Genomic DNA, 24,274 nt, shown 5'->3' with positions numbered 1-24,274 from the left:
TCTCTCGCCGATAACAGGAGCCGAGCATGTCGACAGATTCCCCGCTGCGCACCACCGCTTCGACCTGCTGCTACTGCGGCGTGGGTTGTGGCGTCCTGATCGAACACGACGGCGAACGCATCCTCGGCGTGCAAGGCGATCCTCGGCACCCGGCCAACTTCGGCAGACTCTGCAGCAAAGGCGCCAGCCTGCACCTGACCGGCGACCTCCAGGCCCGCGCGCTGTACCCCCAACTGCGCCTCGGCAAGCAACTGGCGCGGGCTCGCAGCGACTGGGAGAGTGCCCTGGAACATGCCGCCGGGCGTTTCGCCGAGACCATTCGCGAACACGGGCCGGACAGCGTGGCCTTCTATATCTCCGGCCAGTTGCTGACCGAGGACTACTACGCCTTCAACAAGCTGGCGCGGGCCCTGGTCGGCACCAACAACATCGACAGCAATTCGCGCCTGTGCATGTCCTCGGCGGTGGTCGGCTACAAGCGCAGCCTGGGCGCCGACGCACCGCCGTGCAGCTACGAAGACCTCGACTGCGCCGATTGCGTGCTGATCGCCGGCAGCAACATGGCCTTCGCCCACCCGGTCCTGTTCCGTCGCCTGGAAGCCGCCAAGGCCGCTCGGCCGGAGATGCGCATCGTGGTGATCGACCCGCGGCGCACCGACACCTGCGAGCTGGCCGACCTGCACCTGGCGCTGCTGCCCGGCACCGACGTCGCACTGTTCCACGGCATCCTGCATATCCTGCTCTGGGAGGGCTGGATCGACCGTTCGTTCATCGCCGAGCATACCGAAGGTTTCGCCGACCTGAAGGAACTGGTGCGCGACTACACCCCGGCCGCCGTCGCCGACATCTGCGGCATCGACCGCGCCGACCTGCAGCGCTGCGCCGAATGGATCGGCCGTTCGCCGCGCTTCCTTTCGCTCTGGTGCATGGGGCTCAACCAGTCCAGCGCCGGCAGCGCCAAGAACAGCGCACTGATCAACCTGCACCTGGCCACCGGCAAGATCGGCCGCGCCGGATGCGGGCCGTTTTCCCTCACCGGCCAGCCGAACGCCATGGGCGGTCGCGAGACCGGCAGCCTGGCCAACCTGCTGCCCGGCCACCGCGAAGCCGCCGATCCCGGCCATCGCGCCGAGGTGGCGCACTACTGGGGCGTGGAACAGTTGCCCACGTCCCCCGGTCTCAGCGCCATCGAGCTGTTCGATGCGGTCCACGACGGCCGGATCAAGGCGCTCTGGATCGCCTGTACCAACCCCGCGCAATCGCTGCCGGACCAGCGCAAGATCCACGAGGCCCTTGCCCGCTGTCCCTTCGTGGTGGTCCAGGAAGCCTTCGCCGGCACGGAAACCTGCCAATACGCCGACCTTTTGCTTCCAGCCGCATCCTGGGGAGAAAAGGAAGGCTCCGTGACCAATTCGGAACGGCGGGTCAGTCATGTCCGTCGGGCCGTTCCGCCCCCCGGGGAAGCACGCCAGGACTGGAACATCGTCTGCGACTTCGCGCGCCGCCTGGAAGGGCACCTGCGACCCGCTAAACCCGGCCTGTTCGCCTTTGCCGACAGCCGCAGCCTGTTCGACGAATACAAGCTGCTTACCGCCGGCCGCGACCTCGATCTTTCCGGCCTCAGCTACGCACTGCTCGACCGCCTGGGGCCGCAGCAATGGCCATTTCCCAGTGGCGCGGAGCACGGCACCGCACGGCTCTATGCAGACGGCCGCTTCCCTACCGCCTCGGGACGCGCGCAACTGGTCGCCGAACCCTACCGCGCCGCCCAGGAAAAACGTGACGCGCGCTACCCGCTGACCCTCAATACCGGACGCTTGCGCGACCAGTGGCACGGCATGAGCCGGACCGGCACCTGCGCACGCCTGTTCGGCCATGAAGAGGAGGCCCTGGTGCACCTGCATCCCGAGGAACTGCGCCGCCGCCAACTGCGGGACGGGCAGCTCGTGCGCCTGAAGAGCCGGCGTGGCGCCCTGATCCTGCCAGTGAGTGCAGACGACTCGGTGCGCCCCGGCCAGGCCTTCCTGCCGATGCACTGGGGCGATCGCTTCCTCAAGGGCCTGGGCTGCAATGTCCTGACCCTGCCGGCGTTCGACCCCCTGTCGAAACAACCCGAACTCAAGCACGCCGGGGTTCAGGTCGAGTCCGTCGAACTGCCCTGGCGCCTGTTCGCGCTGGTGGAAACCGATATCCAGGCGCGTTTCGAGGCCCTCCGTGCGCTGTGCGAAGTCTTCGACCAGGCCAGCTTCAGTCTCGCCGGACGCGAGCGCCCCGCCCTGCTGGTCAGCGCCGCACACCATGAGGCACCTGGCGCAGACCTGCTGGAGCGGATAGATCGCCAACTCGAATTGCTCGACGGGCCGATCCTCGCCTACGACGACCCACGGCGCGCCATCGGCAAGCGCGTGCGCCTCGAAGACGGGCGCATCGTCGCCGTCCGGCTCGCCGGCGAAACCCTCGCCCGAGACTGGTTGAAAGAGCTCTGGCTTACCGGCCGGGCCGATAGCGAGCTACGCCGCTGGCTGCTCGCCCCACTCGGCGCGGCACCGGGACGACCCAGCCAGGGTGCGGGCGGCAAGACCCTGTGCAGTTGCCAGAACGTCAGCCAGCAAACGGTGCTCGGCGGCATCGCCCGCGGATTGGACCTGGACGGATTGAAGCGCGAGTTCGGCTGCGGCACCGGCTGCGGCTCCTGCGTACCGGAAATCAAGAGACTGCTGGCGGCCCCCCGGCCCATGGCGGCGAATGCCTGAGGAGAACGACGATGAGCGGTAAGGTCTGGCTGGTGGGTGCGGGTCCCGGCGATCCGGAACTGTTGACCCTGAAGGCAGTTCGCGCCCTGCAGGACGCGGATGTGGTGATGGTCGACGATCTGGTCAACCCGAGCATACTGGAGCACTGTCCGTCCGCCCGGCTGGTCCGGGTCGGCAAACGCGGCGGCTGCCGCTCCACACCGCAGGACTTCATCCAGCGCCTGATGCTGCGGCATGCCCGCCAGGGACGCAGCGTGGTGCGCCTGAAAGGCGGCGATCCATGCATCTTCGGCCGCGCCGGCGAAGAAGCCGAATGGCTGGCCCGGCACGGGATAGACAGCGAGATAGTGAACGGCATCACCGCCGGGCTGGCTGGCGCCACTGCCTGCGGCATACCGCTGACCTACCGCGGCATCAGCCGTGGCGTGACCCTGGTGACCGCGCATACCCAGGACGACAGCCCGCTGGCCTGGGAAGCCCTGGCACGCAGCGGTACCACGCTGGTGGTCTACATGGGCGTCGCCCGTCTCGCAGAGATCCAGGCCGGGCTGCTGGCTGGAGGCATGGCCGAGGATACGCCGCTGGCGATGATCGAGAACGCCACCCTGGGCAACCAGCGCGAATGCCGCAGCAACCTCGGCGAGCTACTGCGGGACGCCGGACGTTTCGCCTTGAAAAGCCCGGCGATCCTGGTGATCGGCGAAGTAACCCGCGACATCGTGTCGCAACCGATTTCCCTGAGCGCCTGACGAGCGGTCTTTTTCCAGGCAAAGAAAAACCCGGCCTGGGCCGGGTTTTTCCTTAGAGGCTCAGCCGATTACTTGGCTTCAGCTTCTACTTCGGCTTCAACGCGACGGTTGATAGCGCGGCCTTCAGCGGTGGCGTTGTCGGCAACCGGGCGGGACTCGCCGTAACCAACAGCGTTCACGCGACCACCTTCTACACCGTACTCGTTGACCAGTACGTCACGAACGGCGTTGGCACGACGCTCGGACAGCTTCTGGTTGTAAGCGTCGGTGCCGACGGAGTCGGTGTGACCTTCAACGGTGGTGGAAGTGGACGGGTACTGCTTCATGAAGTCAGCCAGGTTCTTGATGTCAGCGTAGCTGTTCTCTTTGACCTTGGACTTGTCGAAGTCGAACTTCACGTCCAGCTGTACGCGTACGACTTCGGCGACAGCCGGGCAGCCGTTGGCGTCAACGGTGACGTTGGCCGGGGTATCCGGGCACTTGTCGACGTTGTCGCAAACGCCGTCGTTGTCGGAGTCGGAGCAAACGTCGGCAACCGGTTCCGGAGCCGGAGCGGCTTTCGAACCACCGAAGTTGAAGCCGACGCCCAGGCCAGCCATCCACTCGCCCTGGTGACCGTTGTCACGCTTCTCCAGACCGTACTGGCCGTCGAGGCTGGCCTTGGCGAAGAAGTTCTCGGTGAAGTAGTACTTCAGACCAGCGCCGATGTTGGCCATGGTCATCTGCTGACGGCCTTGGCTGTCGCTGTTGATGTTGGTGATGTTCTGGTGAGCCAGACCAGCCGACACGTACGGACGCAGACCTACGCCCGGGGTACCGAAGTGGTAGATGGCGTCCAGGGAGGTCAGGTTGCCGTGGACCTTCTTGTTGCCGGTTTCGTAGGTGCCACGAACGTCATGGTACTCACCGTAGGACAGCGCCAGCTCGACGTCGTCGGTCAGGAAGTAACCGATCGAGCCGCCGTACAGGTCCGCGTTCTTCATGTTGCGAACGCTGTCGGTGAAGTAGCGCTTGCCGAAGGCTTCGATCTCTACCGAGTTCTGGCCCTGGGCAAAGGCGTTCATTGCCGAAGCGGCAACCAGCGAGCCGATGACAACGCCTAAGGTGTTCTTCAGTTTCATCCGTTAAATCCCCATCTTGATGGTCAGTTAGTTGTCCAACAATCAGCCGCACAACTTGGGTGGCAAGTTTATCAGAACTTCCCGCATAGAGAGACAATATTTACCCAACTATGTTTCGGTCGCATCTGAAAACTTTTCGCGCAGGCGGTCCAGTGCCCGCTTGTAGCGCATTTTCGTCGCACTCAGACCCATGTGCATGATATCCGCTATCTCCTGAAACTCCAGTTCCGCGACGAAGCGAAGAACCAGAATCTCCCGATCTATCGGATTGACATGGACGAGCCAACGATCCAATCCGCCCCGTTCCTCAACCTTCGGCGACTTCTCCTCGGAAGCCTCCTCCAGCGGGTCGAGGCTGAGCGCATCCATCAATCGGCGCTTGCGGCGCTCCTTGCGGTACTGCGTGATGCACTCGTTGTACGTGATGCTATATAGCCATGTTTTGAACTTCGACTTGCCCTCAAAGTTCTTCAACCCGTACAAAACTTTCAGCATCACCTCCTGGCACACGTCGTCCGCGTCGCGGTCGTTGCCCAGGTAGCGGGCACAGACGTTGAACAGCGTGCGCTGGTAACGCCGCATCAATTCTTCATAGGCGCGCGTCACGTGGAACAGCTCCGAGTGCGCACGCTCGACCAGCTCTTCATCGGAAAGCTGGCGTGGGTCATACCGCTGTGACAGGGGGTGAGGCTTATTCAAGTGAGATCAGGCCAGTCATATCGTAAGCCGGGCCGCCCTGCAGAGCAGCCACGTCCATTATCTCTCCCGGATCAGCGGCTGGTAACTCGCTGATCGAGCAGTAGACGGTTGGCCAGCGACACAAGCTCTCCCTCTTCCGTCAGCAGGATGGTCTTGACCGTACCTATCTCTTCAATAGTGCCTTCAACGTCACCCACTTTCACCTGTTGTCCGACCTGATACAGCTCGCGGACGTAGATTCCTGCAATGATCTGCCCGGCGACCTCGCGGCTGCCCAGGCCCAGGGCCAGCGCAGCGGCCAGGCCGACGGTGATCAGGACGATGGCGATGATGTAGTTGAGCAGGTCGGTCTTGACCTCGAGCTGCCCCACCGCCACCGAGATGCTGATGATGATGACCAGCCACTGGGCGATCCGCCCCAGGCCGTTCGCGTATTCGAGGCCGACGCCGTCCGCCGCGCCGCGCACGACGCTGTTCACCAGTTGCGCCAGGAGCACGCCGACGATCAGCACCAGGGCCGCGCCGAACACCTTGGGCAGGTACAGGGCGAGGACGTCCAGCGTGGCGGATACCCGCTGCAGGCCGAGCGACTCGGCGGCGGATACGAGGAAGACGAGCAGTACGAACCAGTAGACGATCTTGCCGACCAGCGTCGAGACCGGAACCTGGATGCCGACCCGGGCCAGCAGCTTGGTCAGGCCGGTGCCACCCATCAGCCGGTCCAGGCCCAGCTTGGCCAGCAGCTTGGAAAGCAGCGCATCGAGCAGCTTGGCGATGACGAAGCCGAGCAGAACGACCACCAGGGCGCCGAGCAGGTTGGGAATGAAGCCTGCCAGCTTGCCCCACAGGGTGTTCATCGCGGTCAGCAAGCTCTGGGTCCAGATATCGAATTGCATGTTCACTCAGCCTTGTCAGCAGAAGATGCGTTTTTCGCGGAAATACGGGAAACCGGCGCCAGATGCGGCGAACCGTTGTTGATGCCGATCATCAGCGCCTGCAGCCAGTGCCCCATGAGGCTGAACAGGTCACCGGCGCCAACCTGGCGATTGGCGGTCTTCAGCACCCGTCCCAGACGCGCGTCGTCGTCCGGCTGGGGAGCCGAAGCCTTGAGCAGGTCCCGCAGGGACTCTTCGAACGGATCGTGCATGCACACCTCATGTCTGTACGAGGGAGTGACGCCCTCTCCTCACCCCAGGTCACGTCAGAGCCAGCGCAGCCGACGAAATACCCACCACTGGAAGGTGGCGACCCCGCCGATCAGCAGGCAGGCCAGCCAGAACCCATGCGGTGCATCCGCCCCCGGAATGCCGCCGACATTGATTCCCAGCAGGCCGGTGACGAAGCTCATCGGCAGGAAAAAGCCGGTGATTATACCAAGGAGATACATGGTGCGGTTCATCCGTTCGGTGATTCGCCGCGACTCGGCTTCCTGCAGGACGCTGATGCGCTCCCGTATCAACTCGAGTTCTTCGAGATTCCGCGTCAGCCGGTTGTTCAGCTCGTTCCAGTAATCGGCGTCGTCCTCGACGAACCAGGACAGCTTGTAGCGCGCCAGTTGCGAGTAGATGTCCCGCTGCGGCGCCAGGTAGCGCCGCAACCCCGCCGACCGGCGGCGCAGGGTACGCAACTGGTGCTGGTCGGGACTGGCGCGCTCGTCCGCCTCAACCAGCTCCTCGACAGCATCGAGCTGGTCGGCTATCCCGCTGATCAGCGTGTCGACGCGATCGGTCAGGTAGTGCGCGAGGTAGTACACGACCTCGGATGCCGTCTTCGGCCCTTTCCCCGCCTCCAGGTCCTCGAGCAGATCGGCCACCGCCTTCAGCGGCCGCAGGCGCAGCGAGATCACCCGGCGCGCGTCGGCGAATACCCGCAGCGAAACCATGTCTTCCGGCTCCGCGCCCGGATTCAGGTTCACTCCACGGAGGAACACCAGCAGGCTTTCGGCCCCGAGATCGAGCAAACGGGGGCGGGTCGCCTCCTCCAGCAGCAGATCGCAGGCGAACTCGCTGAGTCCCGCGGAATCCCGCAGCCAGGCCTGCGCTTCCGGTACGCCGCGGTCCCAGTGCAGCCAAAGACTTTCCTCCGGCAGCAGGTCGAGCACCGCTATCTGGTTGCGTCCGACACGGCGTCCGCCGCCGCGCCCGTTGAGGACGTAGCCATAGATCAGGCCGCGCTCGTCACCCGACTCGTACGCTTGCATTGCGCTTCCCTTGGTAAAACGACCATTTCGACAGTAAAAACACAAGTCCGGTACCAGTCAATTCATGGACTTGCGGCACAACCTTAAAGCCAGTCCTGAGACCCGTATGCGCACCCCGGGTTCATTCCAGCAAAAAGCCCCGGGACGCTGCCTGCGTCACCGGGGCCGGAACGGCTGTTAAAAAGCCCTATTCGGGCATCTTCAAGGCCTGCGGAGAAACGATGATGCCGTTGTTGTCGGCATACACGAACTCGCCGGGGCGGAAGGTGACGCCGCCGAAGGTCACGGCGACGTTCAGATCGCCGATGCCGCGCTTGTCGGTCTTCAGCGGATGACTGGCCAGGGCCTGGACGCCGAGGTCGGTCTGGGCGATCACGTCGACGTCACGGATGCAGCCATACACGACGATCCCTTCCCAGCCGTTCTTCGCCGCTTTCTCGGCCAGCATGTCGCCCAGCAGGGCGCGGCGCAGCGAACCACCGCCATCGACGACCAGGACCTTGCCCTTGCCGTCCTTGTCGACCTGCTCCTTGACCAACGAGTTGTCTTCGAAGCACTTGATGGTGACGATCTCGCCGCCGAAGGAGTCGCGGCCGCCGAAGTTGCTGAACATGGGTTCGACGACCTGGACCAGCTCAGGATAGGCATCGCACAGATCGGGAGTGACGTAATGCATGGGAAGCTCCTGTGGGTGAAGGGATCGGCTCGGGCAGCTCCGGAGGAACATCGGCCGCCCGCCCCGGCGGCGCCGGCGTGACCGGAGCCGCCATTTGCGTCACATGTTAGCCGCTGATTCCGGCTTCCGATACGTCTAGCGCCTCGCTCCACGCGGATTCGTCGCCCGCCGGCGATCGCTGGCGCAGCCAGCGCTCCACCAAGGGCCAGACCTCTAGCTGGGCCGCCTTGCCGATCAGCATCTCGATATGCCCGTAGTCCTCGGCGTAGCCAGCCTCGCGTCCGAGCAACAGGTATTCGCGCTCGGACGAGGCGAACTGCTCGAACAACTTGCGACAGGCCCAGGACGGGTCCTGCCGGTCCCCAGCCCCGGCGACCGCCAATAGCGGTACGTCGACTGCGGCGAGCCCCTTCCACCAGTCGTTGCCCGGCTCGCCGAAGCGGCCGAACAGCCCATGCCAACGCAGGACCTCCAGCGCCAGGCCGACCGGCTCGTCTTCCGGCCCCTGCCGCCAACGGCTTCCGGACAGCGCATCGACGCGGCGCAGCAGCAGGCGCGCGAGGATGCCTGCCATGGGCAACCTGAACAGCCAGTGCGCGGTGCTGACCTGGCTACCGAACAACGCCACGGAAGCGATCCGCGCCTGGTCCAGGTAGCCCCCGCCCAGTCCCGCCGCCAGCACCACCCCACCGAGGGAGTGGCCAATCCAGTGCGCCGGCTGCCCGCACTGCTCGTGGATGAAGGAGGCCAGCGCCGGCAGGTCGTAGCGCGCGTAGTCGGCGACCCGGTTGTCCCGGTAACCATCGTTGCGAATCGACAGGCCATGGCCGCGCATTTCCGGCAGCCAGACATCGAACCCCGCCCGCGCCAGGTAAGGACCTAGTCCGAGCGCACGCGGCGAGTACCAGAAGCGGCGGTTGGAAAAACTCCCGTGCAGGAGGATCACAGGCGGTCCGCGCCGCTCGCCGGCGGCCTGCTGTCCAAGCCGGGTTACGACCAGCTCGACGCTGGCATCGGGGCTGTTGCCGGGCTTCAGGCGATAGATGTCTTCGGTAAGGTCGGCGCGCAACTCGGCGCTGACCAGGGCGACAGGAAAGAGGCGACTACTGCTTTGCATGCTTGTCTTGTACAGGAGGCACGAAAAAGGGCGGTGTTACCCGCCCTTTCCGGATACAGCGAGGACCGATCAGGCCTGGTCTTGCCCCTCGGCAAGGAAGAACCAGGTATCCAGCACCGAGTCGGGGTTCAGCGAGACGCTCTCGATGCCCTGCTCCATCAGCCAGCGGGCCAGGTCCGGGTGGTCCGACGGACCCTGGCCGCAGATGCCGATGTACTTGCCGGCCTTGTTGCAGGCAGCGATGGCGTTGGCCAGCAGCTTCTTCACCGCCGGATTGCGCTCGTCGAACAGGTGGGCAACGATGCCGGAATCGCGATCCAGGCCCAGGGTCAGCTGGGTCAGGTCGTTGGAACCGATGGAGAAGCCATCGAAGAACTCGAGGAACTCGTCGGCCAGCAGGGCGTTCGACGGCAGTTCGCACATCATGATGACCTTAAGGCCGTTCTCGCCGCGCTTCAGGCCGTTCCCGGCCAGCAGCTCGACCACCTGGCTCGCCTCGCCCAGGGTGCGCACGAAGGGCACCATGATCTCGACGTTGGTCAGGCCCATTTCGTTGCGGACCTTCTTCAGCGCACGGCACTCCAGCTCGAAGCAGTCGCGGAACGACTCGCTGATGTAGCGCGAGGCGCCACGGAAGCCGAGCATCGGGTTCTCTTCTTCCGGCTCGTAGAGCTTGCCGCCGATCAGGTTGGCGTACTCATTGGACTTGAAGTCGGACAGGCGCACGATGACCTTCTTCGGCCAGAACGCCGCGGCCAGGGTGCTGATGCCCTCCACCAGCTTCTCGACGTAGAAGCCGACCGGATCGGGATAGCCGGCGATGCGCTTCTCCACGCTTTCCTTGATGTCCGCCGGCAGGCCGGCGAAGTTCAGCAACGCCTTGGGATGCACGCCGATCATGCGGTTGATGATGAATTCGAGGCGGGCCAGGCCCACGCCTTCGTTCGGCAACTGGGCGAAATCGAAAGCGCGATCGGGATTGCCGACGTTCATCATGATCTTGAACGGAAGGTCGGGCATGGCGTCGACCGAGTTCTTGCGCACATCGAAACCGAGTTCGCCTTCGAAGATGAAGCCGGTATCGCCTTCGGCACAGGAAACGGTCACCCCCTGGCCATCCTGCAGGATCTGGGTGGCGTTGCCGCAACCGACCACCGCCGGGATGCCCAGTTCGCGAGCGATGATCGCCGCGTGGCAGGTGCGCCCGCCGCGGTTGGTGACGATGGCGCTGGCGCGCTTCATCACTGGCTCCCAGTCCGGGTCGGTCATGTCGGAGACCAGGACGTCACCCGGTTGGACCTTGTCCATTTCCGACACGTCGTTGATCACCTTGACCGGACCGGCACCGATGCGCTGGCCGATGGCACGCCCTTCCACCAGGACGGTCCCCTTCTCTTTCAGCAGGTAGCGCTCCATGACCGTGGCGCTGGCGCGGCTCTTCACGGTTTCCGGGCGTGCCTGGACGATGTACAGCTTGCCGTCGTCACCGTCCTTGGCCCATTCGATGTCCATCGGGCGGCCATAGTGCTTCTCGATGATCATGGCCTGCTTGGCCAGCTCGGTGACCTCGGCGTCGCTCAGGGCGAAGCGGGCGCGATCGGCACGATCGACGTCCACCACCTTGACCGAGCGACCGGCCTTGGCTTCGTCGCCGTAGATCATCTTGATCGCCTTGCTACCCAGGTTGCGGCGCAGGATGGCCGGACGCCCGGCTTCCAGGGTCGGCTTGTGGACGTAGAACTCGTCGGGGTTCACCGCGCCCTGAACCACGGTCTCGCCCAGGCCGTAGGCACCGGTGATGAAGACCACGTCGCGGAAGCCGGATTCGGTGTCCAGGGTGAACATCACCCCAGCGGTGCCGGTTTCCGAGCGGACCATGCGCTGCACGCCGGCGGACAAGGCGACCAGCTTGTGATCGAAGCCCTGGTGCACGCGGTAGGCGATGGCGCGGTCGTTGAACAGGGAGGCAAAGACCTCTTTTGCTGCGCGGATCACATTGTCCACGCCGCGGATATTGAGGAAGGTTTCCTGCTGGCCGGCGAACGAGGCGTCCGGAAGGTCTTCGGCGGTAGCAGAGGAACGCACTGCCACGGCGAGGTTGTCGTTGCCGTTGGCCAGGGCGGCGAAGGCCTGGCGGATCTCGCTGTCGAGACGGGCCGGGAACTCGGCTTCCATCACCCACTGGCGGATCTGCGCGCCGGTCTTGGCCAGGGCGTTGACGTCGTCGACGTCCAGGGCGTCCAGGGCCGCGTGGATACGGTCGTTGAGGCCACTCTGCTCGAGGAAGTCACGGTAGGCCTGGGCGGTGGTGGCAAATCCGCCGGGTACGGAAACGCCGGCACCGGCCAGGTTGCTGATCATCTCGCCGAGGGATGCGTTCTTGCCCCCCACATGCTCTACATCATGGACGCCGAGCTTATCGAGGGAAACTACGTACTCTACCAAGGTGATCTCTCCACTATTGAATTGGAAAAGCTCAAGCGGGGCCAGGAGCAGCTCCGCTGGATTCTGGCCTGGCCCTTAGAAATAAGTGACAATGCTGCGACAGAAAGGCCTCTGACAACGCGCGGCCTATCATAGCCAAGAATCGTTCCTACCTTAAGGCTTTCGGTGCAAATGAAACGAACCGCATTCTTCATCTCGGACGGCACCGGTATCACCGCCGAAACCCTGGGCCAAAGCCTTCTGGCACAGTTCGAGAACATCAGCTTCGTCAAACTGACGAGACCGTACATCGATACCGAAGAAAAAGCGCGCGCCATGGTACAGCAAATCAATAATGCTGCCGAGTCGGACGGGGCCCGTCCGATCATCTTCGATACCATCGTGAACCGCGACATCCGGGCGGTCCTGGCGCAATCCAACGGTTTCATGATCGATATCTTCGCCACCTTTCTTTCGCCTCTGGAACAGGAGCTTTCGGCCGACTCGTCCTATTCGGTCGGCAAGTCCCACTCCATCGGCCACAACTCCAACTACATGGATCGCATCGAGGCGGTGAACTTCGCCCTCGACAACGACGACGGCGCCCGCACCCACTACTACGACAAGGCCGACCTGATCCTGGTCGGCGTCTCGCGCTGCGGCAAGACGCCCACCTGCCTGTACATGGCCCTGCAGTATGGCATCCGCGCCGCCAACTACCCGTTGACGGAAGAGGACATGGAGCGCCTGCAACTGCCGAACGCCCTCAAGCAGTACAAGCACAAGCTGTTCGGCCTGACCATCGACCCCGACCGCCTCACCGCGATCCGCAACGAACGCAAGCCCAACAGTCGCTACGCCAGCTTCGCCCAGTGCGAATTCGAGGTACGCGAGGTCGAAAGCCTGTTCCGCCGCGAAAACATCGCCTACATCAACTCCACGCATTTCTCGGTGGAGGAGATTTCCGCAAAGATCCTCGTCGAAAAAGGCGTGGAACGGCGCTTCAAATAACCGCTCCGGGGCCAGCGGCTCGGCACCGCCAAGGTCCCTTGCCCGCTTCCGGTAACGCTTCGAGCCCCTGGATGGAATTTCGTTTCATCCCAGGGGCAAAACCCCGACCAAGTGGTATAAGCGGCTGTCGCTGCCGAAAAACCGCGTGATAGAATGCGGCCCGCATGCGCCTGGCGGGGCGCCCGGCATGCCCGGCCTGCCGAGCGCAGGTCGATGACGCAGGGTTTTCCGTCACGGACTGGACAGCGATCGCAAGATCGACCCGCCGAACGCGACACCAACCAGGACTTATGAAACTCAAGCCCTTAGCTCCCCTGCTCTGCCTATTCATCGCCGTACCAGGCCTGAGCGTAGCCGCCGAAAAGACGGTCTACGGCCTGAACGAATACGCGCGCATCAACGACCCGGACATCCAGCTGGCCGCCAAGCTCGACACCGGCGCCAAGACCGCCTCCCTCAGCGCCCGCGACATCAAGCGTTTCAAGCGCGACGGCGAAACCTGGGTGCGCTTCTACCTGGCCACCGACAACGCCGACGACACCCCGATCGAGAAGCCCCTGGCGCGGATCAGCAAGATCAAGCGCCGCCACGGCGACTTCAACCCCGACGAGGGCAAGGCCTATACCGCCCGTCCGGTGATCGAGCTGCAGGTCTGCATGGGCAAGGCGATTCGCACCATCGAAGTGAACCTGACCGACCGAAGTGCATTCCAATACCCGCTTTTGATCGGCTCGGAGGCCTTGAAGAAATTCGACGCACTGGTCGATCCGAGTTTGAAATACTCGGCCGGGAAACCCGGCTGCAAACCTGATGCAAAACCTGCTGAGTAAACGACATGCGCTCTCTCAACCTGCATCTGAAAGTCCTGATCGCCATCCTGCTGACCCTGGGTGTGGCGATCACCGCCTATCAGATTTTCGTCCAGGGTATTCCCGTTACCGAAGCCGAAACCGATGACCTCTGGAACATCGATGCCAAGGTCGACTTCGTCGCCACGCCGAAAACCCCGGTCAAGGTGCAGATGTTCGTTCCGCCGTTGAGCCAGGACTACGTCAGCCTCAACGAAAGCTTCGTCTCCAACAATTACGGCGTCAGCATCAATCGCGCCGACGGCAATCGCAAGGTGACCTGGTCCGCCCGCCGCGCCAACGGCAAGCAGACCCTGTACTACCGCCTGGTGCTGACCAAGCGCTACACCGGCGAGAAGACCAAGGAGAAAGGTCCGATCTTCCGCGACAGCCTGCCTCTGGAAGGCCCGGAGAAGATCGCCGCAGAAGCCCTGCTGGCCCCCATTCGCCAGCACTCGGCCGACGTCGAGACCTTCGTCAGCGAAGCCATCAAGCGCGCCAACAACGGCAACGACGACAACGTCAAGCTGCTGATGGCCGGCGACACCAGCCTGGAAAAGAAAGCGCATATCGTCGAAACCCTGCTGTCCATCGCCCACGTGCCGATGGAGCGGGTCCATACCATCCGCCTGGTCGCCGACCTGCAACAGAGCCCGGAACTGTGGCTGCGCAGCTTCAACGGCGAGAACTGGCTGTATTTCAACGTGGTCACCGGCGAACAGGGCCTGCCCTCCGATCGCCTGATCTGGTGGCTTGGCGATGAGCCGCTGATGACCATCGACGGCGGCAAGAAGGCCCAGGTCAGCTTCAGCCTGAACAGCAGCGAGATGAACGCCATCCGCCTGGCCAAGCTGTCCGACGAGAACACCGAGGCGGCCTTCCTCGAGTACTCCCTGTACGGCCTGCCGCTGTCCACCCAGCAGACCTTCCAGATCATGATCATGATCCCGATCGGCGTGCTGGTGATCCTGATCCTGCGCAACCTGATCGGCCTGCAGACCCTTGGCACCTTCACCCCGGTTCTGATCGCCCTGGCCTTCCGCGAGACCGGCCTGCAATGGGGTATCGCCCTGTTCACCGTGATCACCGCCCTGGGCCTGTCGCTGCGCTCCTATCTCGAGCACCTGAAGCTGCAGATGCTGCCGCGCCTCTCGGTGGTGCTGACCTTCGTGGTGGTGATGATCGCGGTGATCAGCCTGTTCAGCCACAAGCTCGGCTTCGAGAGCGGCCTGTCGATCGCCCTGTTCCCGATGGTGATCCTGACCATGACCATCGAACGCCTGTCGATCACCTGGGAAGAGCGCGGCGGCGGCCATGCGATGAAGGTGGCCATCGGCACCCTGTTCGCGGCATCGCTGGCGCACATCCTCATGCGCATCCCGGAACTGGTGTACTTCATCTTCACCTTCCCGGCCGTGCTGCTGATCCTGGTCGCCTTCATGCTCGCCATGGGCCGCTACCGCGGCTACCGCCTGACCGAGCTGTTCCGCTTCAAGGCCCTGCTCAAGGACTGAACCATGTCGATCTGGAAGACCTGGAAAGACCTGACCGCGAAAGGCGTGATGGGCATCAACCGACGCAATGCCGATTACGTCCTGAAGTACAACAAGCGGCACCTGTATCCGGTGGTGGACGACAAGATCATCACCAAGGAACGCGCGCTCGAGGCCGGCATCCACGTGCCGGAGATGTACGGCATCATCGAGACCGAGAAAGGCATCGACAAGCTCAACGAGATCATCGGCGAGCACAACGATTTCGTCATCAAGCCGGCGCAGGGCGCCGGCGGCGACGGCATCATGGTGATCGCCGACCGCTTCGAGGGCCGCTACAAGACCGTGTCGGGGAAGATCGTCAGCCACGAGGAGATCGAGCACCACATCTCGAGCATCCTCTCCGGCCTCTACTCCCTCGGCGGTCATCGCGACCGCGTACTGATCGAGTACCGGGTGACCCCCGACCAGATCTTCAAGAGCATCAGCTACGAAGGTGTGCCGGACATCCGCATCATCGTGCTGATGGGCTACCCGGTGATGGCCATGCTGCGCCTGCCGACCCGGCAGTCGGGCGGCAAGGCCAACCTGCACCAGGGCGCCATCGGCGTGGGCGTCGACCTGGCCACCGGCGTCACCCTGCGCGGCACCTGGCTGAACAACAAGATCGCCAAGCACCCGGACACCACCAACGCGGTGGACGGTGTGCAACTGCCGAACTGGGACGGCTTCATGAAGCTGGCGGCCGGTTGCTACGAGTTGTCGGGCCTCGGCTACATCGGCGTGGACATGGTTCTCGACCAGGAGAAAGGCCCGCTGATCCTAGAACTCAACGCCCGCCCGGGCCTGAACATCCAGATCGCCAACGACAGCGGCCTGGTGCACCGCTGCCACGCCGTCGAGGCGCGACTGGAAGAACTCAAGGCGAAAGGCATCGAAGAGTCCGCGGAAGAGCGCGTACGCTTCTCCCAGCAGCTGTTCGGCCACGTCCAGCAGCACCAGGGCTGACGTGCTTCCGGTATGAAGAAGCCCGGCTCCGGCCGGGCTTTTTCATGTCTCGGATTTCAACGCACCACGGCCAGCTCGAAGCCGCCCTGCCGGGCGTGCTCATGCACCTGCATACCCGCCTCGTTCACCGCCAGGCCCTGTAGCGGACGCTTGAACGGCTTGTTGTCGAGGGTTTGCAGCGAGCGGTCCTCGTCGGTGGTCAGCAGCAGCACGTAGCGCTCGCCGCGATTGGCTCGCACCGGCACCGTACCCTCGATGAAAGCGTAGCGATACCAGGTTTCCGGGTTCAGCTTGTACACCGCGTCGCTGACCAGCCGGGTCGGACGCTTCTGCTCGTCGAGGAACAGCAGCGACGGGTAGACCACCTGGCGGTTGGCGAAACTGCGGATGCGCAGGCCGTAGACACCCTGGGAGCGCGGCAGCCGGATCGCCGCGTAGAAGCTCCTGCCCATGGGAAAGTCGAAGCTCGGCGAGAAGCGGTTCAACTCCTCGTAGCGCGGTTCGTCGGCATCCAGTTCGGTGAAGTCGCTCTCGGCGATCTGCTCGCAGCAGCGCCGTTGCAGGTCCTGGTAGAGATCGTCGATGGTCATCTCGGTGCCCTTGAGCAAAGCCTTCAGCGCATCGCTCTGCTGGCCGGCGCCATCCAGCCCGGGCAACGCCGTCGGACGTTGCTTGAACTCGATCTGCCGGCCCTCGGTGAAGGCGATCTGCGACGAAGGCGCGGCCTCCCGCTTGAAGCGCGCCGCGCGCTCCTCGGGCGGGATCTGCGAGTTGTGCATGCGGCCCTTCTCGTCCACCCAGGTGTAGTAGGGACTGCCGTTCTCGCTGCGAACGAAACCCTTGCCCTCGAAGGCCTCGGCATCGATGTATTCGGCGGAGTGCTCGCCGTTGGGCAGGACGTAGTCGGCGCGCTGGCCGGCGACCTGGGCGCCGGCATAGAAGCTGTTCTGCACGTTGCCGTTGGCATCGATCCAGGTGTAGTAGCGACGCTTGCTCTCCCCTCCGCTGCTGTTCCCCGGCCACTGCGTGGCGTTGTCCGCCTTGTTCAGCACCCGCGCCTGGTCGCTCTGGCCGATGCGCTGCCGCGCCTGGCGCTGCTGGCGGTCGAACTGGCCGTCGACGAAGGTGTTGTGCACCCCGCCATTGTCGTCCACCCAGGTCAGGTAGCGCCCGCCGGAGGCCCAGCCCGGCGAAGATGCCGGCAGCGCCAGGGAGAAGACGCAAAGTACGATGGATGCGCGCATCATGCTCCAGCCCTCAGAAGGTCGTACGGTAGGTCATGGCGAAAATATAGGCCTTCACCGTGGTGTCCACGTCCAGTCCCGCGTAGGGGTTGTACACCAGGTTGTCGAGCCCGGTGCAGTTCAGGTTGCAGCTGGTATCGGCCTTGACGCTCTGCTTGGTGACGAAGTAGTTGAAACCGACATCGATCACCGTGTCCTTGTCCCACTGGTAGCCCAGCCCCAGGCCGTAGAGATTGGCATCGCCGATCGGCACCAGGATGTCCGCCTGGCCCTTGGGGATCGCCGAAGGCCGGTATTCGTAGCCGGCGCGCAGCTGCAAACGGTCGTTGACGTCGTACTGCACGCCCATGGCCCAGCTCCAGGTATCGCGGTAGCCGCGGTCGAGGGTGATGCTGTGGCTGGTGGCGTCCTTCGAGTCGAGGTACTTGGCGATGCGCAGCAGGTCGAGCTCGCGGTCGAACTCGATCTTGAACTCGTTCCAGTCGCTGTAGCCGTTCCATTTCAGGTCGAAGTTGAATTGCCACTTCTTGAACGGGCGCAGCTTCACGCCGGTGGAGAAGGCATCCGGATAGACCATGTTCATCGTGGCATTGCCATGCTCTTCATCGACGTTCCCGTAGGGGAACATCTGGCCGAGGATCGCACCACCGAGCGACTTGTGCACCCCGGTCCAGAAACCCTGCCAGCCCTGGCCGTAGTCGACCCGGTACTTGCCCTTGAGCCTCATCCGCGACTCGCTCTGGTAGGTCGCGCCCCAGGCGAACCAGTCGGTGGGCTCCCAGAGCACGCCGAGGTTGAAGCTGGGCGACAGCGACTGCTGCATGTCCAGGTCGATATTGGCCAGGTTCTGGAACGGGCCGATGTTGCCGCCGCAGACGTTGAAGAACACCTCGAGGATCTCCTGCATTCCCGGTAGGCAACCGATCTCCTTGGTCTGCTGCAACAGCCCGAGCAACTGGTTCGGCGCCCGGAAATCCTCGTTCAACGCTACTGCCTGGTGGGAAAAACCCACCGACAGGCCGACCGACAGCTCGTCGTTGACCTGGTAGGCCAGGGTCGGCGAGAAGTAGGTGAGCCGCTGCAACGACACCTCGCGTCCCTGGTAGCGCGCCGGATCGCTATCGGAATCGCGGCTGTAGCCCAGCGCTTGCGGGGTGTAGACGTTGGTGGCGAAGGTGAACTTGGAACCCGGCGGGTTGATCGAGATCCCGGCCAGCGGCGCCACCAGCAACGGCACGTCGGTCATGCCGCCGAGGCCGGGCAGGTACATGGTCGGGGTCAGGGTCCGGCTGTGGCTGTTGGCGACCGGGTCGTCGCGCAGGCCGAAGGTGCCTTCGCCGTAGTTCGGCGGCGCCTTGAAGCCGGCGCGGATGTCCATCACCCCGGTGAGCAGCTTCACGGTCGCCTGGCGGCCCTTTATCTTGGTCAGCGCCGCCGGGTTGTAGTGCACCGAATCGATGCCGGTCTCGTCGGCGGTCACGGCGTTGCCGAGGGCCATGGCTTTCGGGTTGCCGATGGTCAGGTCGTTGGCCATCTGCGCGCCGGCCGGCGGAAACCAGGCCAGGCACACCCCTGCCAGCGCCAGCCAGAGCGGCGCAATGCGCATCTTCATAACAGGCCTCGCTCGCGGGTTACTGGGCCTTCAGCCCTTTGATATCGAGGGGTACGGATAACCCCAGCAGTACATCCGGCGAGTCTTCCGTGAGGCCGAAACCGGCGTTGACGTTGACGATGTAGTCCGGTGACGTCCGCAAGCCGAGCGAGAAGTTCATGATGCTACTGGTCTGTTCGGACGACTCGAACGTACCGGCAGTGGTGTGGTAGCGGTTCTTCAGCGTGTAGGCCATCTGGTACGAGGTCGCCAGCGAGACGTCGTAGGACAGCGCGTAGGCCATGCCCATGTTGAAGTTGATCGTGTTGCCGGGCGAGACCTTCTCCAGCTGGGAGTTGTCGGCCAGGGTCTGGTGCACGTCGTCCACCGGCAGGTTCCAGGTGTAGCCGAGCGAGCCGTAGAGGACCACCGGGTCGATCACATAGGACATGTTCGCGCCGAAGCCCAGGCTGTAGTAGCCGTTGCCGGTGGAGATGTCCTTGTCCAGGTTGGTCTTGTAGGGACTGTCGCCGGTCGGCAGGCCGATGGTGGTATACAGCGTGGTGACCGGCCGCCCGCGCACCGCCGCCCAGGGCTGCCAGCGCAAGGTCGCGGAAACGTCGCCGAGGCTGTAGGCGTGGGTATCCATCTCGGTGTCGTACTTGGCTACCAGCGGCAGGCGGAAACTGAAGGTGAGGTTGTCCCAGATCCCGTAGTCGAAGGTGAAGGAGTTGGTGAAGGTGTGCTGGGACTGGCTCTGCCGGCCGGCGAGGCCGTAGATCTGCGTGCCGCCGCTGGTCTTGGTCAGCGGCACCAGGGTCAGCCGCTGGTCGCGCACCAGCGCGTAGTCGAAACCGTAGGTCAGGGTCCGCTCGCCCTTCTTCAGCAAGGTGTAGCTCTTCTCGGCGGCCTGGAAGACTTCCTCCAGCGCCTTGGCGCTGTCGGCATCGTCATTCTTCTTGGCCAGCGCGTCACGGGCCTGGTCGACCGAGGCTTCCTCGGCAACGGACAAACCGCTGATAGACAGCATCAGCGCCGCCGCGCATGTGTACCCCCTGATTCTCATGGCGCTATCCCCAGAGATTGTTCTTGTTTTTGGGTATCTGCTACTTGGTGCGCAGGTGTATGACGTCGCCACCAGTGCCCAGCTCACGGACCTGGTTTTCAGTGATCTTGTTGATCTGCGGAAACTCGCGGAACGCCAGCAGGCTGACGGTGCGGTCGTCCACCAGGCGCATGTCGCGATCGTTCAGCGCCAGCGCGTTGCGGGGCTCCTGCCCACTCGGGAAGATCACGAACAGGACGTTCTGGTCCCAGATTTCCTCGAAGCGCGTCCGGGTGAAGCTGATGTTGCCCAAGGCCGGATCGGCGACGAAGACGTGATCGTTGTAGACATCGCGCACCACCACGAAATGCTTGAAGCCGGCATAGTGGATGGGGACCAGCGCCGGATGCTCGAGAGCGTCCAGGTCGCTGAACTCGGCGCGAAAACCACCGCTCTTGTAGCCCAGCGCAGCGGCGTAGCGCTTCATGTCGAGCAGCGAGAAACCGCGGCGCTGCACGATCTTATCGGCCTCGCCATAGCGCAGCAGCCCTTCCATGACCTGGCGTTCCTCGAGGTTGCGCCCGAGGTAGTAGTCCAGCAGCGTGGTAAGCGCCGCCGAGCCGCAGCTGTAGTCATAGGCCTGGCGGATGACGTTGCGGAACTGCAACTGGCTCATCGGCTCCAGCTGCACCGATTCGCGGTAGGGTCCATTGGGGGTCAGAGGCTGGCTGAGGTTGACCGTGCCCTGCGGTTGCGGCTTGGTATCGACCGTCTGGGTGAACCCGAACAGCCCGATCAGACTTCCCAGCAAAATCTCGAACATCGCCCCGTCGTACCTCTTTCGGAGAAAGACCCCGCCGATGCCTCGGCGAGGTCTTCGCGTCTCGACTCGGTTCCTGGATCAGTGACCCCAGACCTTGATGGTGGAACCGGCCATGTTCAGCCCGGAGACGGTCAGCGAGCCGATGCTGGCGGCGCTGGTGTCGCCCACCTTGATGGCGCCAACGGTCACGTCGCCGGTGATGGCCGGCAGGCCGATGGCCAGTTGCTGGGTCGACTTGCCGCCGATATCGGTGGTGACGACGTCGATGGTCAGCGGCTTGGTATCGTCGATGGTCAGCGCCGGCAGGCTGATGTTCTCCAGCCGCAGGGAGCCGCCGTTGGTGTCGGTATCGGTGTAGGTCACGGCCCCGACGGAGCCCTGGAAAGTACCGGAAATGCTGATGCCTGCCTGGCCGGTCACGTCGGACAGCGCGCCATCGTCCATGGCTTTCAGGTCGGCATGCGCCAGCAAGGGAGCAGCCAGAACAGCAGTTGCAAGGAACAGGTGCTTTTTCATTGTTATTTCTCCAGTGTTCAGGTGTGGTTTGCCCCAGGGCACTGCCGTTTGCATCCTGTCCCCGGCAGATCGACCGGCATCTCGCCGGTCTCCAGGTCCGGTACTGCTTCCCTAGGTGTCCCGGACATGGATTCGGTAGAGCCTCATGCTCTCTCGTCCTGGATTCCAAGCTACTGGGCCACCCCTTCCGCCGCCAGCCCATCCAAGGGATGGAGCGATGGCGGCTGCCGCTCACGCCTCGCTCAGCAGTCCCAGGCTTTTACCCTTTAGTACGGCTTGCGTTCTGCTCTTCACACCCAGCTTGGCGAACAGGTTGTGCAGGTGCCACTTGATGGTGGCTTCCGACAGGTGCACCGCCTGCGCGATATCGCGGTTCGACAAGCCCGCCGCCACCAGCCGCAGGATTTCCCGTTCGCGATGGCTAACATCCTGATTTTCATCGAAACTTTCCGGGTCCACGGAGAGCTTCCGGCACTGCTCGCGGAGCAGGTCGGCCAGCCCCTGCCAGGCCGCGGCACGCTTGGGCTCCGCTTCCCTCCAGCTTTCCCACATCGGCAACAGCCACAACGCGTCGTCCTGGAACAGCCGGCGGTAGCCGAGATTCCAGGCTTCCTCGAGCGTGGCGAGGAACAGGCCGATGGCTTTTTCGCTGTTACCTTTCTGCCAATACGCCACAGAAAGTAACAAGGACAAACGCAGCCGCCGATCCCTCTGGTAAGCGGAAGAGTAGCCGGCCAGACAGCTTTCCAGCTTGCTCTGCGCGCGTTCCGCGTGACGCTCGGACAATGCCAGCCGAGCCTCCGCCAGGACCAGGGCGGTCTGTGCGTCGGCATGCCGCTCGCCGGAGAGCCCGGCAAGATGCCGCTCCAGTTGCAGGCAGACCCGTTCAGCCTCGTTCGGACGGCGCAGCCACAGCAGGAACTGCACCTTGCAGCTCATGGCGTGAGCATAGACACGCTCGTAGCCGGGCGAGAGCAGACCGCTCAGCCATTCGTCGAGTTGCGCCAGCCCCTGCTCGGCGGCGCCGGAGAAGAAGCGCGCCTTGGCCATGACCAACTGGCCGCGACTGAGCAGTTCCACCGGCGTCGCGACATCCCGCCAGACCGTCGCCAGCGGTAGTTCGGCGAGCACGCCGGCATGCCGGTCCTGCTCGTAGAGCAGGTCGGCATAGGCCAGCGACAAGGGTCCGCCGACCCGGCTGCGCCGGCCGAATACCTGCTCGACCCGGTTGCGCGCCGACTCGGCGATCGCCCTGCCCCGCTCCAGGTCGCCACTCTCCTTGCAGATCAGGGATTCGATCAGGCTGGTCACCACCTGCAGGTACTCGCTGTCGGCGACTTTCAGGTCCTCCCGCGCGGAACCGATGGCGCCGGCGGCCTCGGCGTAGTCGCCGAGCAGCGCATGCGCCGAAGCCTGCACGCAGAGCAGGCTGGCGCGGAACACCGGCTGGTTGCTCGGGACCATGGACAGCCAGTGACGGGCGACCTTCAGGCAGGCTTCGAGCTTGTCCTGGTAGAGCAACACCAGGGCCTTGAGCACCTGGGCGGCGGCGAGCAACTCGCCGAGCCCGAAGTGCATGACCTTGCCGCGCCCCTGCAAGAGACGGTGGCTGACCTCCTCGATCAACGCCTCGGCCTCGGCGAAGCGTTGCTCGAACGCCAGTTGCCAGGCGTAGAAGATCTGGAACACCGGATGCTCGCGGATCACCTCGGCGGGAATGCCGTTGAGCATGCCGAGGATGCCGTACACCCGGTTACCGGCGATCAGGCGCGCACCCTGGCGCTCCAGCAACTCGGCGGCGAACAGGTAGTCGCGGGCGCGAAGGGCGTACTTGATCGCCCGGTCGGCCAGGTCGCGCCCCTCGCACCAGCGCGCCGCCGCATGCAGCAACGGGGTCGGATCGGCATGCCGGGACAGCCGCCCCTGGAGGAACTCGGCGAACAGATGGTGGTAGCGGAACCATTCGCGCTGGTCGTCCAGGGCGATGACGAACAACTGCTCGTTCTGCAGGCGCATGAGCATGTCCAGGCCGTCGCGACGCCCGGTCAGCGCATTGCACAGTTCCGCATTGAACTCATCGAGCACCGAGGTCTGGTCGAGGAACAGCTGCAGGTCGGCGGGCAGGCTGGCCAGCACGTCTTCCGCCAGGTAGTCGGCGATGTTCCGTTCGGTCCCGGAGAGCCCGCGGAGGAAACCTTCCCGGTCGGTATTGCGACTGAGGGCCAGGGCCGCCAGGTGCAACGCCGTGATCCAGCCTTCGGTGCGCTTGAACAGCAGCTTCAGCTCGCGCTCGCCCAGCTCCAGCCCCTTGAGGTCGAGGAGAAACGCATCGCTCTCCTCGCGCGATAGCCGCAGGTCTTCCGCGCTCAGGCAGAAGGTCCAGGGCTTGAGGGTCGGCTCGTCGACCAGGAAGCGCGGGCGGAAGCGGGTCGAGGCCACCACCCGCACGTGATCGGGCAGGTTCTCGATCAGGTAGCGAACCCCATGCGGCAAGGCGGCGTGGCGGATGCGGTGGAAATCGTCGAGGAACAGGTACAAGGGGCCTTCCAGGCGACGCAGGTCGGCGAGGAAGGCATCCAGGATACCCTCCAGCGGCACCGCGACGTCGGTGCCGAGCAGATTGGCGGTATTGCCGCCGAATGCCGGGACCACTCGCTGGATGCTCGCCAGCAGGTACTGGATCAGACGCTGCGGTTCGCTGTCGGTCTCGTCGCAGGACAGCCATGCCACCGCCGCGCCCTGCTCCAGCAGGCGCAGGCGCAACTGGCAGAGGATGGTGCTCTTGCCGAAGCCGGCCGGCGCGCTGAGCACCATCGCGCGTCGCCCGCGGGCCTCGTACAGGCGGTCGATCAGCGCCTGGCGGGGCAGCAGCGGCAGCCCTCCGGCGCCTGGCGGGAACAGCTTGGTCTGCAACAGCGGAATGGTGCTGGCGGGAACACCGTCGCGATGGCCCATG

20 protein-coding genes are annotated in these 24,274 nt (G+C 64.1%); 6 read left to right on the top strand and 14 right to left on the bottom strand.

The genetic code is table 11. From position 1 onward, the window contains the following. Nucleotides 1-26: 26 nt before the first annotated feature. Both FHW81_RS23070 and cobA read left to right on the top strand, forming a co-directional pair. Nucleotides 27-2,753: a nitrate reductase gene (locus FHW81_RS23070; protein WP_060774251.1), complete on the top strand. Its 2,727-nt coding sequence runs from the start codon at nucleotides 27-29 to the stop codon at nucleotides 2,751-2,753. A gap of 11 nt (nucleotides 2,754-2,764) precedes the next feature. Further along, a complete protein-coding gene (gene cobA / locus FHW81_RS23065; protein ID WP_003087845.1) occupies nucleotides 2,765-3,502 on the top strand; it encodes a uroporphyrinogen-III C-methyltransferase in 738 nt (245 codons plus the stop codon). Between the two features lie 68 nt (nucleotides 3,503-3,570). On the opposite strand, the gene oprF is transcribed toward cobA, so the two are convergent. The 8 genes from oprF to ppsA all read right to left on the bottom strand — a co-directional run bounded on the left by oprF (nucleotide 3,571) and on the right by ppsA (nucleotide 11,760). Next, nucleotides 3,571-4,623, bottom strand: a complete 1,053-nt coding sequence (oprF, locus tag FHW81_RS23060) for an outer membrane porin OprF (protein WP_003087843.1) — start codon at nucleotides 4,621-4,623, stop codon at nucleotides 3,571-3,573. 108 nt (nucleotides 4,624-4,731) lie between these two features. Then, nucleotides 4,732-5,322 (bottom strand): RNA polymerase sigma factor SigX, encoded by a 591-nt coding sequence (gene sigX, locus FHW81_RS23055; RefSeq protein WP_003098059.1) that lies wholly within the window; start codon nucleotides 5,320-5,322, stop codon nucleotides 4,732-4,734. Nucleotides 5,323-5,393: 71 nt separating this feature from the next. Then, complete coding sequence (locus FHW81_RS23050) at nucleotides 5,394-6,218, bottom strand: mechanosensitive ion channel family protein (RefSeq protein WP_003087830.1); 825 nt, start codon at nucleotides 6,216-6,218, stop codon at nucleotides 5,394-5,396. Between the two features lie 2 nt (nucleotides 6,219-6,220). Beyond that, the gene (locus tag FHW81_RS23045) at nucleotides 6,221-6,475 is read right to left on the bottom strand and encodes a hypothetical protein (protein ID WP_003122844.1); all 255 of its coding nucleotides are present in this window, start codon (nucleotides 6,473-6,475) and stop codon (nucleotides 6,221-6,223) included. Between the two features lie 48 nt (nucleotides 6,476-6,523). After that, nucleotides 6,524-7,522, bottom strand: a complete 999-nt coding sequence (locus FHW81_RS23040) for a zinc transporter ZntB (protein ID WP_003098062.1) — start codon at nucleotides 7,520-7,522, stop codon at nucleotides 6,524-6,526. A gap of 187 nt (nucleotides 7,523-7,709) precedes the next feature. Continuing rightward, a complete protein-coding gene (rraA, locus tag FHW81_RS23035; protein ID WP_003087823.1) occupies nucleotides 7,710-8,198 on the bottom strand; it encodes a ribonuclease E activity regulator RraA in 489 nt (162 codons plus the stop codon). Between the two features lie 106 nt (nucleotides 8,199-8,304). Further along, nucleotides 8,305-9,315, bottom strand: coding sequence for an alpha/beta fold hydrolase (locus FHW81_RS23030; protein WP_003120309.1), 1,011 nt, complete (start codon nucleotides 9,313-9,315; stop codon nucleotides 8,305-8,307). 69 nt (nucleotides 9,316-9,384) lie between these two features. Then, nucleotides 9,385-11,760 carry a phosphoenolpyruvate synthase gene (gene ppsA, locus FHW81_RS23025; RefSeq protein ID WP_003098065.1) on the bottom strand — a complete coding sequence of 792 codons (2,376 nt, stop codon included), beginning with the start codon at nucleotides 11,758-11,760 and terminating at the stop codon, nucleotides 9,385-9,387. Between the two features lie 171 nt (nucleotides 11,761-11,931). Between ppsA and ppsR the strand changes: the two genes are divergently transcribed. From ppsR to FHW81_RS23005, 4 genes are all read left to right on the top strand, one after another. Continuing rightward, nucleotides 11,932-12,750, top strand: a complete 819-nt coding sequence (ppsR, locus tag FHW81_RS23020; RefSeq protein WP_003087813.1) for a posphoenolpyruvate synthetase regulatory kinase/phosphorylase PpsR — start codon at nucleotides 11,932-11,934, stop codon at nucleotides 12,748-12,750. Between the two features lie 290 nt (nucleotides 12,751-13,040). Then, nucleotides 13,041-13,580 carry an ATP-dependent zinc protease gene (locus tag FHW81_RS23015; protein WP_003087811.1) on the top strand — a complete coding sequence of 180 codons (540 nt, stop codon included), beginning with the start codon at nucleotides 13,041-13,043 and terminating at the stop codon, nucleotides 13,578-13,580. Between the two features lie 5 nt (nucleotides 13,581-13,585). After that, entirely contained in the window at nucleotides 13,586-15,112 is a 1,527-nt protein-coding gene (locus FHW81_RS23010) for an inactive transglutaminase family protein (RefSeq protein WP_003087809.1), read from the top strand. A 3-nt stretch (nucleotides 15,113-15,115) separates the two neighbouring features. Beyond that, entirely contained in the window at nucleotides 15,116-16,099 is a 984-nt protein-coding gene (locus FHW81_RS23005) for an alpha-L-glutamate ligase-like protein (RefSeq protein WP_003087807.1), read from the top strand. Nucleotides 16,100-16,155: 56 nt separating this feature from the next. On the opposite strand, the gene FHW81_RS23000 is transcribed toward FHW81_RS23005, so the two are convergent. The 6 genes from FHW81_RS23000 to FHW81_RS22975 all read right to left on the bottom strand — a co-directional run bounded on the left by FHW81_RS23000 (nucleotide 16,156) and on the right by FHW81_RS22975 (nucleotide 24,273). Continuing rightward, a complete protein-coding gene (locus FHW81_RS23000) occupies nucleotides 16,156-17,343 on the bottom strand; it encodes a MalM family protein (RefSeq protein WP_003450056.1) in 1,188 nt (395 codons plus the stop codon). Between the two features lie 13 nt (nucleotides 17,344-17,356). Next, entirely contained in the window at nucleotides 17,357-18,955 is a 1,599-nt protein-coding gene (locus FHW81_RS22995) for an outer membrane protein transport protein (protein WP_023090624.1), read from the bottom strand. Between the two features lie 19 nt (nucleotides 18,956-18,974). Next, nucleotides 18,975-20,000 carry a transporter gene (locus FHW81_RS22990; RefSeq protein ID WP_003120313.1) on the bottom strand — a complete coding sequence of 342 codons (1,026 nt, stop codon included), beginning with the start codon at nucleotides 19,998-20,000 and terminating at the stop codon, nucleotides 18,975-18,977. A 40-nt stretch (nucleotides 20,001-20,040) separates the two neighbouring features. Then, nucleotides 20,041-20,802: a C39 family peptidase gene (locus FHW81_RS22985; RefSeq protein ID WP_003098072.1), complete on the bottom strand. Its 762-nt coding sequence runs from the start codon at nucleotides 20,800-20,802 to the stop codon at nucleotides 20,041-20,043. 78 nt (nucleotides 20,803-20,880) lie between these two features. After that, nucleotides 20,881-21,318, bottom strand: a complete 438-nt coding sequence (locus tag FHW81_RS22980) for a DUF6160 family protein (protein ID WP_003098074.1) — start codon at nucleotides 21,316-21,318, stop codon at nucleotides 20,881-20,883. A gap of 231 nt (nucleotides 21,319-21,549) precedes the next feature. Continuing rightward, nucleotides 21,550-24,273 carry a LuxR C-terminal-related transcriptional regulator gene (locus tag FHW81_RS22975; protein ID WP_003087788.1) on the bottom strand — a complete coding sequence of 908 codons (2,724 nt, stop codon included), beginning with the start codon at nucleotides 24,271-24,273 and terminating at the stop codon, nucleotides 21,550-21,552. Between the last annotated feature and the right edge of the window lies 1 nt (nucleotide 24,274).

Source organism: Pseudomonas sp. RC10-4-2, from assembly GCF_050433085.1.
GTDB lineage: Bacteria > Pseudomonadota > Gammaproteobacteria > Pseudomonadales > Pseudomonadaceae > Pseudomonas > Pseudomonas aeruginosa.
Note: the sequence above shows the minus strand (reverse complement) of the source record. Positions and strands in the feature narration are given on the sequence as shown.

Coding starts and splice junctions, on each gene's coding strand:
- FHW81_RS23070 (WP_060774251.1), top strand. CDS start 27: ATGTCGACAGATTCCCCGCTGCGCACCACCGCTTCGACCTGCTGCTAC.
- cobA (WP_003087845.1), top strand. CDS start 2,765: ATGAGCGGTAAGGTCTGGCTGGTGGGTGCGGGTCCCGGCGATCCGGAA.
- oprF (WP_003087843.1), bottom strand. CDS start 4,623: ATGAAACTGAAGAACACCTTAGGCGTTGTCATCGGCTCGCTGGTTGCC.
- FHW81_RS23050 (WP_003087830.1), bottom strand. CDS start 6,218: ATGCAATTCGATATCTGGACCCAGAGCTTGCTGACCGCGATGAACACC.
- FHW81_RS23040 (WP_003098062.1), bottom strand. CDS start 7,522: ATGCAAGCGTACGAGTCGGGTGACGAGCGCGGCCTGATCTATGGCTAC.
- rraA (WP_003087823.1), bottom strand. CDS start 8,198: ATGCATTACGTCACTCCCGATCTGTGCGATGCCTATCCTGAGCTGGTC.
- FHW81_RS23030 (WP_003120309.1), bottom strand. CDS start 9,315: ATGCAAAGCAGTAGTCGCCTCTTTCCTGTCGCCCTGGTCAGCGCCGAG.
- ppsR (WP_003087813.1), top strand. CDS start 11,932: ATGAAACGAACCGCATTCTTCATCTCGGACGGCACCGGTATCACCGCC.
- FHW81_RS23015 (WP_003087811.1), top strand. CDS start 13,041: ATGAAACTCAAGCCCTTAGCTCCCCTGCTCTGCCTATTCATCGCCGTA.
- FHW81_RS23010 (WP_003087809.1), top strand. CDS start 13,586: ATGCGCTCTCTCAACCTGCATCTGAAAGTCCTGATCGCCATCCTGCTG.
- FHW81_RS23005 (WP_003087807.1), top strand. CDS start 15,116: ATGTCGATCTGGAAGACCTGGAAAGACCTGACCGCGAAAGGCGTGATG.
- FHW81_RS23000 (WP_003450056.1), bottom strand. CDS start 17,343: ATGCGCGCATCCATCGTACTTTGCGTCTTCTCCCTGGCGCTGCCGGCA.
- FHW81_RS22995 (WP_023090624.1), bottom strand. CDS start 18,955: ATGAAGATGCGCATTGCGCCGCTCTGGCTGGCGCTGGCAGGGGTGTGC.
- FHW81_RS22990 (WP_003120313.1), bottom strand. CDS start 20,000: ATGAGAATCAGGGGGTACACATGCGCGGCGGCGCTGATGCTGTCTATC.
- FHW81_RS22985 (WP_003098072.1), bottom strand. CDS start 20,802: ATGTTCGAGATTTTGCTGGGAAGTCTGATCGGGCTGTTCGGGTTCACC.
- FHW81_RS22980 (WP_003098074.1), bottom strand. CDS start 21,318: ATGAAAAAGCACCTGTTCCTTGCAACTGCTGTTCTGGCTGCTCCCTTG.
- FHW81_RS22975 (WP_003087788.1), bottom strand. CDS start 24,273: ATGGGCCATCGCGACGGTGTTCCCGCCAGCACCATTCCGCTGTTGCAG.